This window comes from Mameliella sp. MMSF_3455 (assembly GCF_030733205.1).
GTDB lineage: Bacteria > Pseudomonadota > Alphaproteobacteria > Rhodobacterales > Rhodobacteraceae > Antarctobacter.
In genome coordinates this window covers 131517-145525 of record NZ_JASHJL010000008.1, presented here as the reverse complement: position 1 = coordinate 145525, position 14009 = coordinate 131517, and the positions used below count along the sequence as shown (strand labels likewise).

15 protein-coding genes are annotated in these 14009 nt (G+C 67.8%); 1 reads left to right on the top strand and 14 read right to left on the bottom strand.

The features are described 5' to 3' along the window. Nucleotides 1-11: 11 nt before the first annotated feature. The 11 genes from RBB42_RS08240 to RBB42_RS08190 form a co-directional block, all read right to left on the bottom strand. Nucleotides 12-944 carry a 3-hydroxyacyl-CoA dehydrogenase gene (locus RBB42_RS08240; protein ID WP_305969446.1) on the bottom strand — a complete coding sequence of 311 codons (933 nt, stop codon included), beginning with the start codon at nt 942-944 and terminating at the stop codon, nt 12-14. Nucleotides 945-971: 27 nt separating this feature from the next. Next, complete coding sequence (locus RBB42_RS08235; RefSeq protein WP_305969445.1) at nt 972-1736, bottom strand: hydroxypyruvate isomerase family protein; 765 nt, start codon at nt 1734-1736, stop codon at nt 972-974. Further along, nucleotides 1733-2383 carry a 3-oxo-tetronate 4-phosphate decarboxylase gene (gene otnC, locus RBB42_RS08230; protein ID WP_305969444.1) on the bottom strand — a complete coding sequence of 217 codons (651 nt, stop codon included), beginning with the start codon at nt 2381-2383 and terminating at the stop codon, nt 1733-1735. The genes RBB42_RS08235 and otnC overlap by 4 nt, the downstream gene beginning before the upstream one ends. Continuing rightward, nucleotides 2380-3645, bottom strand: a complete 1266-nt coding sequence (gene otnK / locus RBB42_RS08225) for a 3-oxo-tetronate kinase (protein ID WP_305969443.1) — start codon at nt 3643-3645, stop codon at nt 2380-2382. Before otnK ends, otnC begins: the two co-directional genes overlap by 4 nt. A 119-nt stretch (nt 3646-3764) precedes the next feature. Beyond that, the gene (locus RBB42_RS08220) at nt 3765-4037 is read right to left on the bottom strand and encodes an amphi-Trp domain-containing protein (RefSeq protein WP_305969442.1); all 273 of its coding nucleotides are present in this window, start codon (nt 4035-4037) and stop codon (nt 3765-3767) included. An 18-nt stretch (nt 4038-4055) separates the two neighbouring features. Further along, nucleotides 4056-5360, bottom strand: a complete 1305-nt coding sequence (locus RBB42_RS08215; protein WP_305969441.1) for a metallophosphoesterase — start codon at nt 5358-5360, stop codon at nt 4056-4058. A 39-nt stretch (nt 5361-5399) separates the two neighbouring features. After that, complete coding sequence (locus RBB42_RS08210; RefSeq protein WP_305969440.1) at nt 5400-6086, bottom strand: histidine phosphatase family protein; 687 nt, start codon at nt 6084-6086, stop codon at nt 5400-5402. Next, nucleotides 6079-7152, bottom strand: a complete 1074-nt coding sequence (locus tag RBB42_RS08205) for an HprK-related kinase B (protein ID WP_305969439.1) — start codon at nt 7150-7152, stop codon at nt 6079-6081. The genes RBB42_RS08210 and RBB42_RS08205 overlap by 8 nt, the downstream gene beginning before the upstream one ends. After that, on the bottom strand, nt 7149-8030 hold the full coding sequence (locus RBB42_RS08200) for a GAK system ATP-grasp enzyme (RefSeq protein ID WP_305969438.1): 882 nt from the start codon (nt 8028-8030) through the stop codon (nt 7149-7151). Before RBB42_RS08200 ends, RBB42_RS08205 begins: the two co-directional genes overlap by 4 nt. After that, on the bottom strand, nt 8023-9654 hold the full coding sequence (locus RBB42_RS08195) for an aminoglycoside phosphotransferase family protein (RefSeq protein WP_305969437.1): 1632 nt from the start codon (nt 9652-9654) through the stop codon (nt 8023-8025). The genes RBB42_RS08200 and RBB42_RS08195 overlap by 8 nt, the downstream gene beginning before the upstream one ends. After that, nucleotides 9641-10096, bottom strand: a complete 456-nt coding sequence (locus RBB42_RS08190; protein ID WP_305969436.1) for an NUDIX domain-containing protein — start codon at nt 10094-10096, stop codon at nt 9641-9643. Before RBB42_RS08190 ends, RBB42_RS08195 begins: the two co-directional genes overlap by 14 nt. A gap of 72 nt (nt 10097-10168) precedes the next feature. Between RBB42_RS08190 and RBB42_RS08185 the strand changes: the two genes are divergently transcribed. Then, nucleotides 10169-11350 carry a GAK system CofD-like protein gene (locus tag RBB42_RS08185; RefSeq protein ID WP_305969435.1) on the top strand — a complete coding sequence of 394 codons (1182 nt, stop codon included), beginning with the start codon at nt 10169-10171 and terminating at the stop codon, nt 11348-11350. 4 nt (nt 11351-11354) lie between these two features. On the opposite strand, the gene RBB42_RS08180 is transcribed toward RBB42_RS08185, so the two are convergent. From RBB42_RS08180 to RBB42_RS08170, 3 genes are all read right to left on the bottom strand, one after another. Further along, entirely contained in the window at nt 11355-12362 is a 1008-nt protein-coding gene (locus RBB42_RS08180; RefSeq protein WP_305969434.1) for a phosphotransferase family protein, read from the bottom strand. After that, nucleotides 12359-13573 (bottom strand): acyl-CoA dehydrogenase family protein, encoded by a 1215-nt coding sequence (locus RBB42_RS08175; RefSeq protein ID WP_305969433.1) that lies wholly within the window; start codon nt 13571-13573, stop codon nt 12359-12361. Before RBB42_RS08175 ends, RBB42_RS08180 begins: the two co-directional genes overlap by 4 nt. A gap of 111 nt (nt 13574-13684) precedes the next feature. Continuing rightward, nucleotides 13685-13972 (bottom strand): hypothetical protein, encoded by a 288-nt coding sequence (locus tag RBB42_RS08170; protein ID WP_305969432.1) that lies wholly within the window; start codon nt 13970-13972, stop codon nt 13685-13687. Between the last annotated feature and the right edge of the window lie 37 nt (nt 13973-14009).

Below are 14009 nucleotides of genomic sequence, written 5' to 3'. Positions count from 1 at the left end.
ATCTCCTTGGATCAGTCGGTGTCAGTCATCAGGTGGCGGCGCAGGGCGGCCAGGCGACGGTCTCGGTGGTCCTGCCGCGCGCGGATGCTGTCGGGGCTGCGGTCCTGCGGCCAGGTGGCGGCGATCTTTTTGGCGGTCTCGACCGAAAAAACCTCTGGCCCCGGCGGTGTCTCGGCCAAGCCCGCGTAAAAGGGGCCATAGCGCGTCGCGTAATCGATCAGCCCACCCGGCGCGTTCAGGTCGATGGTCTCGATCGGCCCCATCAGCGTCCAGCGCAGACCCAGCCCCTGCTTGATCGTGGCATCCAGCCCCTCGACACTGACCACACCCTCGCCCAGCAGGCGAAGCGCCTCAGCCAGAAGCGCCCCCTGCAGGCGGTTCAGCACGAAACCGTCGCGCTCGGCGCTCATCCGGACGGGCACCTGGCCGATCTTTTCATAGATCGCTTCGGCCCGGTCCAGTGTCTCTGCCGTGGTCCAGGGAGCCGGGCACAGTTCGACCACGGGCACCAGGTGCGGCGGGTTCACCGGGTGGCCGACGAGACAGCGCCCGCGCTGCGCCAGCCGCTCGGTAAAGCGCGATGGCACGATGGCAGAGGTCGACGAGGCCAGCACCGCCTCCGGCGGCGCGGCGGCGTCCAGCCGGGCAAAGAGCTCTTGCTTGACCTCGATCCGCTCGGGCCCGTTTTCCTGCACGAAACAGGCACCCAAGACCGCCTCTTCCAGCGTCGGACAGGTGCGGACTCGGGACTGCGTGCCCTCGCTGTCCTCTAGCAAAGCCTCTGCCTGCAGAGTATCGCAGAGTGTCGCCAGGTCCTGCGGAAACCGCTCCAGCACGGCGGGATCGACATCCCAGACCTGCACGTCAAAGCCGGCCCGCGCGAACAGCACGCTCCAGGACCGGCCAATCAGGCCCGCGCCGATGATGGCGATTGTCTCTGTCATCTCATCCCTCCCGGCCAGCGGCCCGTGTCACCCGCGATGCCTTGCCAGCCAGCGCAGGCTGTCATCCGTCGCCCCCTTCGGCCTGTATTCGGCCCCGATGGGCCGGGTCCATCCCAATTGCCCGATCCGATCCAGCACATGCCCGTAATCCAGTTCGCCATGATCCGGCGCGCCCCGGTCGGGAACGGCAGCGATCTGGATATGACCGACCAACGGCAGCAGTGCCTCCAGCCGCCGACAGACATCCCCCTCCATGATCTGGACGTGGTAGCAATCGAACATCATCTTCAGGTTGGGCCTCCCGACCTCGCGGATGATGGCAGCGGCCTGCGCCGAGGTCGACAGGAAATAGCCCGGCGCATCGTAGTGGTTGATCGGCTCGATCAGGATGGTGATCCCCTCGGCCGCCGCCGCATCGCAGGCATAGGCCAGGTTTTCGCAATAGCTCGCTTGCGCCCTTGGGCCACCGGAAAAGCCCGACATGACATGCACCGACAGCGTTCCGATCGCGCGCGCATAGGCCAGCGCCTCGTTGATGGCGGCGCGCGCCTCGTCCTCGCGGCCCGGGATCGCGGTCAGCCCGTTGTCCCCCGCCGCCACGTTGCCGCGCCGGGCGTTCAGGCCCAGCATCTCCAGCCCGGTTTCGTCCAGCGCGGCGCGAACATCCGCCGGCGGCACATCATAGGGCCAATGGCATTCGACCGCGTCGAACCCCGCCGCCCCTGCCGCCCGGATCGCGTCCGGCAAGGTCAGGTCCGTCCAGAGAAACCCCAGGTTTGCAGAGAACTTCATGTGTCCCACTCGATGTTGAAATGCGTGACGACGTCTTGCACCTGCGCCTCTGACAGCGCGCGCGGCGACAGGCCCCGCGTCAGCATCGCCAGCCGCGCGGTGGCCTCCAGTTCCTCGATGGCGTTGCAGGCGGCCTCGACATCCTTGCCCGCCACCACCGGCCCGTGGTTCGCCAGCATCACCGCCGAGCGTTTGCCCACCAGCCCGCGCACCGCCTCGCCCATCGCCGGATCGCCCGGACGGAAAAACGGCAACAGCCGGACCCGGCCAAGCTGCATGATCCCGTAGGGCGTGAGCGGCGGCAGGAAATCATCCTCGTCCACATCCGGCATCATGGACAAGGCAACCGCGTGACAGGAATGCAGGTGCACCACCGCCCCGGCCCGGCTGCGCGTGTCGTAAAAGGCCGAATGCAGGGGCATTTCCTTTGTCGGACGGTCGCCATTCACATGACGCCCCTCGGCGTCGAACCGGCTGAGCCGCGCCGGGTCCAGCCGCCCGAAACTGGTTCCGGTGGGCGAGACCAGCAGCCCCCCGTCCGGCGTGCGCGACGATATGTTGCCCGTCGATCCGCCGGTCAGTCCCCGGTCGAACATCGACTTTGCCAGCGTGCAGATCTGCTCTCGAAGGCGGGTTTCCTCGGTCATCGGTCCAGCATGTCCAGCGCGTCGGTGAAAAAGCTCTCGGCGCCGAAATTGCCCGATTTCAACGTCAGCGCGATGCGCTTGCCGCCGCTTTCGGCAAAACACCAGGGCACGCCCGGCGCGATCTCCCGGCCCACGTCCAGCCGGGTGACGCCCAGCGCCTGCGTCACCGCGCCGGAGCTCTCTCCGCCCGCGACGACAAACCGGCGCCGCCCCATGTCGCGCGCGGCGATGGCGCAAGCCGCCAGCGCCTCTTCGACGATTTCGCCCGCACGGGCGGTGCCCAGCCGTTCCTGGGTGGCCCTGACAGAGGCCGGATCGGCAGTGGCATAGATCAGCGGCGCGGCCCCGGCGGACACCCCACGCAGCCAGTCAATCGCAGGCGCCGCGCCACGGTCCGCCAGTTCCAGCGGATCCAGCTGCAAAGCGGGGGCGCCCGTTGCGCGATAGGCGGCCACCTGCGCGTTGGTCATCGCCGAACAACTGCCCGACAGGACCACCGCCCCCGACGCCACCTCTGGCGGCGACACCGCCGCTGCCTGTGACAGCAGCCCGTCAGCCTGCCAGAGACCGGGCAAGGGCATGGCCACGGCACTGCCGCCAGTCATCAGCGGCATGTCGCGGCAGGCCTCGGCGATGATCCGCAGATCCTCGTTCGCCACCGCGTCCACGACCACATGCGCCACGCCCTCGGCCCGCAACTCTGCCAGCCGCGCGGTCAGCGCCCTGGCACCGCGCGCCACGGTCAGCCGGTTGGCCAGCCCCACTGGCTGCGTGACCTGCGGCGCCAGCAGGCGCATCAGGTTCGAATCCCGCATCGGCGTCAGCGGATGATCCTTCATCGGGCTTTCGCCCAGCGGCTGTTCCCCGACAAAGAGATTGCCCATGAAGATCGACCGGCCGTTTTCCGGAAAGGCCGGGCAATAGATGGTCTGCTCCGCGCCCAGGTCCCGCATCAGCGCCTCGGCCACCGGGCCGATATTGCCCTTTGACGTCGAATCGAAGGTCGAGCAGTATTTCCAGAAGAACCGCTCTGCCCCGGCCCGCCGCAGCCAGTCCAGCGCGGCGCGCGCCTCGGCCACGGCGTCATCAACCGGCGCGGTCCGGATCTTGAGCGCGATCACCTCGAAGGGCGCCGGATCGGCGGGTGGCCCCTCCGGCACGCCCATGCGCAGCGACACCCGGACACCGGATCGCGCCAGTAAACCGGCCAGGTCCGTCGCACCGGTGAAATCATCGGCAATCGCGCCGAGCACTGTGGTCACCTGTCGTTCCTCCCCTCGCGCGCGCCCTTGGGGACAGCGTCGCTCCTCCGACACCATCTTTCACGAGGTCCCCTGTCCATTCAAGGCGAATGACCGACGTCCCGGCTGTGCGGGGGGACTCAGCTGTCGATCCGGGGCTTTTCCTTGCGCGTCGCGGGTTCGGCCGGATCGGCCCAGGTCACCCGCAGGCTGACCTCGCACTGGCCATCCTGGCGTTCGCCCTTGATGCGGACATTCATCAACCCGGCGGTCTTCAGGACCAGTTCGTCGTCCTCGTCGCCCAGCGTCATCTCACCCTTGGAAAACCCCTTGGCCAGCGCGGTCAGAAGGGTCTTGATCGTCTTCGCATCCTGCAGGGATTCATGCGAGAAACGGCCATTTTCGTCGCTCATGCCGACCCTTTCGCTGTCTCAGCTCATGCGTTCCGGGGCAAAGTGCTTTGCCGACGGATAGTCACGGCTCAGCCCGATCACATCTCCGGAGGGAAAGATCAAGGTCGCGCCCGCGCCGATGCCCTCAAGCCCCTCCAGCGCGCGAGAGGCCCGGTCCAGCGTGATGTCCCCTTCGAGGTGCAACAGCCCGCGCTTGGCCAGCAGGCGCTGGCCGGCGTGGTTGTTGACATGTCCCTGGACAACCATGTGAATGCCCGCGCGGTGCAGCGCCCCAACTCCGCGATCCGTCAGCGCACAGTCCGAGGCGCGGTATTTCGTCCGCACAAGGTTCGCCAACGGGCCGAAATAGAACCCCAGGGAGGCATCCTCTGCCGCCGCCCGATAGCGCGCGTTGACCGCCTCCGGTCCCTCGTTCGACAGCACATCGCACATGCTGTCGCAAAGGCCCGCATGCACGAACAGCAAGGACCCGCTGCGCGCCACAACGTCCATGCCGTCATAGAACCAGGCATAGGCGCCGCCCGGTTCGAAAAAGACCTGGTGACATTTCAGCGCCGCGGCCAGGATCTCGCGGCAGGTCATCCCCGACCGCGCGCGTTCCGCATCGAATTTCTCCAGCTTGGCGCCCAGCTTGGCGGTCTCCTTGGCGATGACCTTGGGGCGCAGCACGGCCCGGGCCGCGCGTTCGAACCGTTCCGCCCAGTCCGCACGCGGCAAGAGCCGGGCCTTGCAGGTGGCCTCGTCCGGCAGGGCGTCCAGGTCGGCCTTGGTGACGAACCGTTCCAGCACCTCGCGCAGGGCGGGCAGGATCTTGCGGCCCATGCGGACGAAAAGGTGTTCGCGCAGGGCGGACCTAGGCCCCCGCAGGGCGGCCACGGCCATGCGCATGCGCAGGTCGTGGTTGCCCGCAAGGATATGAACATCCGCCCCTGTGCCGTGCAGCGCGGCAATCGCATCCAGCAGGGCCAGGTTGCTGGGCCCCTTGTCCAGGCTGTCCCCGCCCAGCACGATCCGCGCCCGCTGGCCGAACCCCGTCAGCCCGATGCGCCCGCCCGCACGATGGATCACCCCGGCGGCGGTCAGCGAGCGCAGAAAGCCCTCGGCATCCGCATGCGGGTCCGAGACGAAGACGACAGGCCGATCCGGCCAGCGCCAGCCGCCATGCGCCCGCGCGCGGTCGAGGCAGCGGGCGATTTGCGGCTGCGTCCCGGCCTCTGGCCAGGGAATGACGGTACGCGGCAGGTCCGGCAGGCAGGCATCGCCGTCAAAGACCTGCGGCAACAGGATGGACTCGCCACCGACATTGTCCTGGATTTGCGCCAATTTCCGATCCCCCTTGCCACGGCCGGGCACTCAGGAGGGTCAATCCTTGGGGTCGCCCCCGGGTTCCCTGATCTTCCACGCTCCGGCCAAGTGGGACCACCTACCATCGCCATCATGACAGATCAGTGACGGCCGGGCATGAAACATCGACAACCGGGCGATTTCCGCCCGGTCCAGGATGCCAAGGTGATGACAGGCATGGCGAAAGGATGCCCCGTGCCCGACATGAACGGTCAGCCAACCGGGCCGCGCCGTGGCCGCGAGGTGATCGGCCACCCGCCGCCCGGCCATCATCAGGCTTTCGGCCCCTTCCAGCGGCAGGCAATAATCGCTGTCCGACTTCCAGCCCGGCGGGGGTGGATCATGGCGCGGATCGTCGCGCAACGCCGCCTCGATTTCCGCCACCGTCAGGTTGGCGGCACTGCCAAGCCCGCGCTCGGCGAGCGCCGGGGTTTCCACGACGCTCTCGGTCGCATGTCCCAGTTCCGCCAAGCGAGTCACCAGTTCGCGCGCCGTCTGCCAGGCCCGCAACTGGCGCGAGGCATGGACGACGGGGGACAGGCGCAGCCCGTGCTCGGCAATCATCGCCGCCAGCAGATCCGCCCCCGCGCGAGCCTGCGCCCTGCCCTCATCGGTCAGCGCCCAGGGCTGCCGCGCCGAAGGCACACCCTTGCGCTGGTGATAGGCACCGTGGCGCAGGACGGCGACATAGGCGCGCTCAGTCATCGAAGAGCCGCCGCCCCTCTGCCGCCAGCGCATCGAAATCCACCCGTCCCGAAACCTCGCAGACCCGCACCCCGCGCAACGCCTCAAGGTAGGGGGACGGATCGGGCGCGGCACCGTTCGGTTCGAAACGCCCGTCGGGATGCTGGTAGAAAGGTCCGGGGCTCTTCATGATCGCGCCCAGCAGGTCGGGCCGATCGGCGAGGGCGACCTCTGCCACCTGCGTCGGTGCATCCGTGGCGTGATCCCAGTTCAGCACCCAGAAATCGGTCAGCGCGCCTTCGAACCGCAGGCGATCGTCGCCATAGACCTCGGCGATGATCAGGTCGTGCTTGTCCTCCAGTGCCCAGAGATCCGCCTGTGGCATCGCCTCCAGTTCGGCCCGCCGGGCCGGGGTCAGCATGTCCCGCAGGCGCGGGTTGCCAAGGATCGTGCCCGGGTTGATGCGCGGCTGCTTGGGGATGCCCAGCGCGCGTGGCGGGCGACCCGCGCGCACCAGAACGCGGTCATTGCTGAGGAAGCACATCCCCTCGAGGTCCATCATTCGCAGGATCGAGGTCGACTTGCCCCCGCCCGACAGGCCCGAGATCGCCAGCGTGCGCGCGCCCCGCGTCACCGCCGCCGCATGGCACAGCTGCCAGCCATCGCGCAGGCAGGCATTCAGGATCTGTGTGTTGATGAAATTGATGACGGTGCTTTCATTCTCGGCCAGCGGGCCAAGCGCCACGGCCACGCCCGGCGCCTGCAAGAAGGTCACGCCGCTGCGAACCTTGCGGATCAGGCGCGCACCGGCCAGGTCGTGAATCGCATCCTTGCGCCCTGCCTTGCCCGGTTCGCGCTGCCAGTCGGTCCACTCCGGCGCGGGCGACAGGCCCTGCCCCGGCAGCAGGTGCACCGTGATCTCGCCGGGCGTTTCCGTCAATGCGTCCGAGAAATAGGCCATCAGGGGCGTGCGCAAGGGCTCGGGCGCCAGCACTGTGACTCCGACATGCCCCACCCCCAGGTGAAAGGGCGCTGTCCCGGCGGCCTCCAGGTCGATCTGCGCCAGCACATCCTCGGCGGTTCTCATGCGGACACCTCTTGCAACACATGATCGGCCACCAGCGCGGCAGCGTCGATGCCGCAGCCTTTCAACGCCCCGCTGTAGCCACCAAAGGCCGAGACCTCAAAGACGATGGGGCCATCGGGTGTCAGCGCAATGTCGACAGTGGTGAAGGTCAGGCCAAAGGGCGCCTGCGCGCGCCGGCCCAGTTCGATCAGTTCCGGCGAAGGGTCGTAGGAGGCATATTTCCCGCCCGAATGAATCGTGGTGTTCCAGCTGTCGGTCTGGCTGACGCGGGCATAGGTGCAGACATAGGCGCCGTCCAAAAACACCATGCCCAGGTCATGTCCCGACAGATCGGCCTTTTGCTGGATGTACATGACAGGATTCGCGGCCTTGAAGGCGGCGATCTGCGCATCCGCATCCGGCGCAACTGCGTCCAGCAGGACCATGCCGCGCGCCTTGGTGGAAAACAGCGGCTTGAACACCGCCGCGCCATAGCGGTCCAGCGCGGCGCGGGCCGCTGTCACGTCCTCGGTGATGGTGGTGGGCGGCATGGGGATGTCCGCCCCGCGCAGCGTCACGGTGCAGGCCAGCCGGTCCATCAGGCGGATCACCCGTTCGGCGGGGCTGAAGATTCGCACGCCCCGGGCCTCGGCCACGCGCAGCATTTCCAGCCGGTCCAGCGCGTCGGGGCTGTAGTCCTCGGCGACCTTCTTCAGCACCAGCCCGTCCAGCGAACACAGGTCCAGCCCGTCGCAGGTCAGCGTCCCCGCGTCCAGATCCAGCGAGGCGCATGCCATGTCGATCACATGGCGCGTGCCGGTCCGCGCCTCGAAGGCGTCGGCCAGGGCCTCTGTCGACCATTTTCCGGGGGTTCCGATGACCCCGATCCGTCTAGTCACTGAACAATTCCTTCATCGGCAGCCTGAACCGCCCTTCCTTGCCCTCGGGCACGGCCAGCGCGGATTCAAGGATGTAGCGGGCGCGCAGCAGCATCCGCCGCGCGTGTTTCTCGTCGACGACAAAGCGGGTCGAACTGGCAAAGGACCGCGCCAGCCCCAACGCCAGGCGGTATTCGAAGGTCGGGTCCTTCTGGCGGCGGGCAAATTTCGCCGCCATCGCGTGCATGTCGGTGGCCACTCGTGCGATCCGCGCCCGCGTGCCCGCGTCCAGCACCTGCAGGCGATAGTTGGATACCATGAAGACCGACACGTCCTGCACATAATCCATGTAGCGCGAGCGGTGCAGGTCGATGAAACGGATCTTGCGGCCCACCGCGTCGTAGATCACGTTGTCGAGGTTGAAATCCCCGTGGATGTAGACGGAAAACGGCGCCGCGATCTTCGCCTCGCGCTCTGCCGCCGCCGTGACAAGGTCATCGAACCCCGCCACGGTCACGCCGTTCACCCCCTGTGGCCCCGGCACGAAGCGCCTGTGCAGGCGGTGCACGTCGGGCAACCGCTTGGCCAGCTGCTCCATCGCCTTCATCTCGGCGGGCTCACCGGTCAGCGTCTGGCGCCAGATGTCGCGCACGGTCTTGTGCAGCGCCTTCTGGGCCTCGGCCAAAGCCTCGTCCGTGGCGCCCAGGACGATATCCTCGAAGGTCTCGCCCTCGAGATGCTCGATCAGCAGGGCGGCGGACTTACCGCTTTTCTCGTAGGACAGGATCTCGGGCGCCAGCCCCGGATAGACCGAGTTCCAGCTTTTCACCCCGACGCGCTCTTCCTTGACCTTGCGGCGGTCTCCGTCCTTGAACACGGCGGCGACGGTCTCGCCCTTGGCGCCGCGCAGGTTGACGCTGGATATGGCCGAACCGGACCGGGTCTCGGCCAGCGGTTGCAGGGTGATCTCCTCGTCCCGCGCCACGCCCGCCAGCACGCTGCGCAGGGTGAAATAGCGTTCGAACTGCACCGACTGGCCGATGTTGATCGACAGGATCGCCTCGGAGATGGTCTGCAACGCCTCTCCCATTCGGGTGACCTCGTTCAGGCACAGCAGCCCATAGGCCAAGTCCTCGGTATGCTTGGCCCCCTGCATGTCGCGGGTGTAGGTCCGGAACAGCTGATCGTGAAAGGTGCCCATCTCGGTCCGGGCCTGCCCGATCTCGACCGCCAGCTTGCTGTCCCGCGCCTCCAGCGCCTCGTTGATGCGGGCCACGGTCCTGCGCACGCGTTTCAGCGGCGGACCATAGGTATCGGCCCGCAACAGTTTCTGCCGGTCGATCCGTTCCGCCTGTTCCACCGCCCGCCGGCCCAGGCGCGAGATCAGGTCGAGGTTGCGCGCGATCGTGTCGATCCCCTGCAGGCGCAGTTGGGTCGCCTCGGCCTTCTTGCTGCGCATCATGCCCGCAAGGCAGGCCCTGCGCACGCGCATCGACAGGTTGTGCGAATAGCCCGCCCGCTGCACCAGTTGCAGCGCGGTTTCGGTCCGGGGATTGTCGAAATAGGCGATCAGCCTTGTCAGCTGGCCGTCCAGCTCGGCCAGCAGGAACGACATGTTCTCGCCGATCGGATCAGGGCGTGGCACAGTCCAGCCTCCCAAGGTGAACCGGCGCATCGCCGCGCATCAGCGGCAGGTCGTAGCGCGGCAGGAAAGGCGCCTCTGGTCGCGCCGGATCGGCCCAGATCGTGGCCACCTGCCGCTTGTCCGGCCGTACGCCCAGGACAGGCGCGTAAGTATCCGGCACGGTGCAGTCGAAGAGCACCTCCAGCAACTGGCGCCGCCGCCCCGCCCGCTTGCGAAAGACATCCGCGACGTGCCGCACGTCGCCGACCTGCGGCGCCACCCCGATCTCTTCGAGACATTCACGCATCAGGCCGTGCTGCATTGTCTCTCCCACCTCCTGCCGACCGCCCGGCAGGGTCAGGTAGCGTTGCCCCGAGGCCGCCTGCTTGACCTGTACCAGCACAAGGCTTCCCTTGCGGATGACAGCGCGCACCGTCGGACGTATGAAGTCTTCATTGTCCATGCGGACATATGGGCCGCCGGCGGCATGGATGCAAAGCCGGAATCGGGCAGAATTCGGAGAGACGGACAAGAAATGACCGCGATCAACGTCGAAAGAGAGGCGCGCCTGCCCGATGACCTGCGCGTCGCCCGCGCCGAAAGCGCGCCGCACCTCGGCCCGCGCATCCTGTTCTTCAGCGGCGGCAGCGCGTTGAACGGCATTTCGAGGCGCCTGAAACGCTATAGTTTCAACTCGATGCACCTGATCACGCCCTTCGACAGCGGCGGCAGTTCGCAGGTGCTGCGCCGGGCTTTCGACATGCCCGCTGTGGGCGACCTGCGCTCGCGCCTGATGGCGCTGGCCGACGAATCGGTGCTGGGTCAGCCGGATGTCTACGCGCTGTTCAGCCATCGCCTGCCCAGGGACGCCGCGCAAGATGACCTGCGCGCCGAGGTCGGGCGGATGGTCCAGGGCAAGCACCCGCTGATCACCGCCATCGCCAAGCCGATGCGCCAGTTGATCCGCATCCAACTGCGCCGCTTCGCCGACGAGGTGCCCGCGGACTTCGACTATCGCAATGCCAGCATCGGCAACCTGATCCTGGCGGGCGGCTACCTCGGCAACGGCCGCGCGCTGGAACCCGTGCTGTTCCTGATGTCCAAGATGGTGGACGTGCGCGGCACCGTGCGCGCCATCGTCGACGAGAACCTGCACCTGGGCGTCGACCTTGCGGACGGGCGCCGGATCATCGGCCAGCGCCGGATCAGCGGCAAGGAGGTCGCCCCGGTCGACGCGCGCATCACCCATTGCTTTCTCAGCGACGGCAAGGCCGAACTTGACCCCGCGCAGGTGCCCCTGCCCAAGCGGAACCGCAAGCTGATCGAGCAGGCGGACGTGATCTGCTATCCGCCCGGCAGCCTCTATTCCAGCGTCGTGGCCAACCTGCTGCCCGCGGGCGTGGGCCGCGCCGTGGCCGCGCGCCGCGTGCCCAAGGTCTACCTGCCCAGCCTCGGCACCGATCCCGAGGCCCTGGACCACGACCTTGCCGACCAGGTGGCGGCGATCCTCGCGCCGCTCCGGCGCGATGCGGGGGCGGACACGCCGCCGACCGCGCTGATGACCCATGTGATCTGCGACGACAGCTGGCCCGAGGCGCAGTGCCGGGCCGTGACAAAGCGCCTTGGAATCCCCTGCCACCGCCTGCCCGCGGGCGCCTCGGCCGCCGCCCGCTACGACGAGGACGGGGTGGCGCGCCTGCTGGTCTCGCTCGACTGAGCCCCTAGTCCGGCAACAGCTCCAGCCCACGCCGCCCCAGCGCCTGCGCCAGCGGGGCCAGTTGATCGGCGTTGCTGCCCGCCGCGGTGCCGGCGCGGGCACGGTCTGCGATGCCGACAAAGATCACGCCGAAACGGAACAGCGAAAAGATGACGTGGAAATCCGTCAGGTGGCCAGATCGCGACTGTCCTTCGTACCGGGCTACGAATTCTTCCTTGGCGGGGATGTTCAGCGCCGCTAGGTCCAGCCCCCGGATCCCGCCGTATTCCTGCGGCGCGGTGTGCCAGGTCATGCAGCAATAGCCAAGATCGGCCAGCGGATGCCCCAGCGTCGACAACTCCCAGTCGAGAATCGCGATCACGCGCGGCTCGGACGGGTGGAACATCAGGTTTCCCAGCCGGAAATCGCCATGCGCGATGCGGCTCTGCCCGTCGTCCTCCGGCAGGTTGGCGTTCAGCCAGTCCGACAGGCAGTTCAATTCCGGGATCGGCGCGCCGGTGGAACTATGCAGCTGTTTCGTCCAGCGTCCGACCTGCCGGGCAAAGTAGTTCCCCGGTTTGCCGTAGTCGCCCAGCCCGATGTCCTCGGGGTCGACCGAATGCAGGGTCGCCAGCGCATCCGCCATGCCCAGGTAGATCTGCCGCCGCTCGTCCGGGTCGACCTCCGGCAGGCTGCAATCCTCGAACACCCGGCCCTCCAGCCGCTCCATCAGGTAAAACGGCGTGCCCAGCGCCGCCGGATCGTCGTGGAACAGCACGGCCCTGGGCACCGGCACCTCGGCCGGACCCAGCGCCTGCATGACCCGGTATTCCCGGTCGATGGCATGGGCGCCTTTCAGGATCTCGCCGTTGGGCTGCTTGCGCAGCACCATGCGGCGCCCGCCGTGGGTGACGAAATAGGTCGGGTTCGACTGCCCGCCCGAAATCCGGGTCAGTTCCGTGACGGGCGCCGTCCCCAGGTGCGCGTCCAGCGCCGCCTGCAGGCGGGCCGGGTCGAAATCCGTCTCGCTCATTCCGCCTCCGCGGCGACGTCCCAGCGCCAGAAATCACGCCCCTCGCTGCGCAACTCGCGGCTCAGGACCATGCGGTGCACCTCGTCCGCGCCGTCGACCAGCCGCGCCTGCCGGGCATAGCGATAGATCCATTCCAGCAGCGTGTCCTTGGAATAGCCCCGCGCGCCGTTGATCTGGATCGCCACGTCGGCGGCATCGTGCAGCACGTTCGCCACCTGGATCTTGGCCATCGAGATTTCCTTGCGCGCGAACCCGCCCCGGTCGATCTCCTGCGCGGCCTTCATCACCAGCAGGCGACCCACCTCGATCCGCATGGCGATGTCGCCCAGCATCTGCGCCACGCTCTCGCGTTCGATCAGCCGCTGGCCGAACCCCTCGCGCACCTCGGCATACTCCGTCGCGATTTCCATGCAGCGCTTGGCCAGGCCCAGCCAGCGCATGCAGTGGGTCAGCCGCGCGGGGCCCAGCCGCGTCTGCGTGACCTTCATGCCGCGCCCTTCCTCCAACAGCACGTTCTCGGCCGGGATCTCCAGCCCGTCAAAGACCAGCTCGCAGTGGCCTCCATGTTCCTCCGGCCCCATGATCGGAATGCGGCGCTCGATCCGCCAGCCGGGATCGTCGCGGTGGAACAGGAAAGCCGTGTGCCCGCGCCGCGCATCGTCGGATGTCCGCGCCACCAGGATGAAATGCGCCGCCTCCGCCGCGCCGGTGATGAACCACTTGCGCCCGGTCACGACATACCGGTCGCCGCGCCTTTCTGCCCGCGTCTGCATCATCCCCGGATCGGACCCACCGCCGGGGTGCGGCTCGGTCATGGCAAAGGCCGAGCGCACCGCCCCCGACATGATCGGCATCAGCCAGCGCTCGCGCTGCGCCTCGGTCCCCAGCGCGCCCAGCACCATCATGTTGCCATCGTCCGGCGCGGCGGAATTGAACACCACCGGCCCAAAGATCGAGCGGTTCATCTCTTCGTAGACAACGGCCATCCCGGCCTTGCCCAGCCCGCCACCACCCAGCGCGCGCGGCATCTGCAGGCACCACAACCCTGCCTCGCGCGCGGCGGCCCGTTCGCGGTCCAGCACCTCCAGGGCGATGTTTTCATGCGCATCGTAGTTGGCGCGGTCCGCCTCCAGCGGCAGCAGCCTGTCCTCGACAAACCGCGCCACACGGCGTCTCAGGTCCTCCAGCTCCGGCGAGATGCTGAAATTCATGGCAAGGCTCCTCCACAAGCATATCCGGTCGACCACCCACAAGGGGCGCTCGCCGTCACAGTCATGCAGGACCGGGGGCCAGAGGCAAGCGGCTGTCGCCCAACGCGGCGTTCAGGCGCCTTCCCAGACACTCACGCCCGCTGTCTCGACCACGGGCGGCGCGGCGAACTGCCCGGCGCGGCGATCCCATTCTGCCCGGATGCGCGGCGCGGCGGCCATCGCCTCGACCTTGGTTTCCCACACCGCGACGACGGTCCAGCTGCCATCGTCGTTGGGCACATGCGCGGTGCTGATCAGGCCCTCGATCTCATGCGGGCGGATGCTGTCGCGCATCTCGCGCTCGAAGACGGGCTGATCGGTTTCGGGCGTCAGGCGATAGGTGGTGCGGCGGATGAACATGGCCGGTCTCCAGAGTGCTTGCGAACGAAAGGCCGGG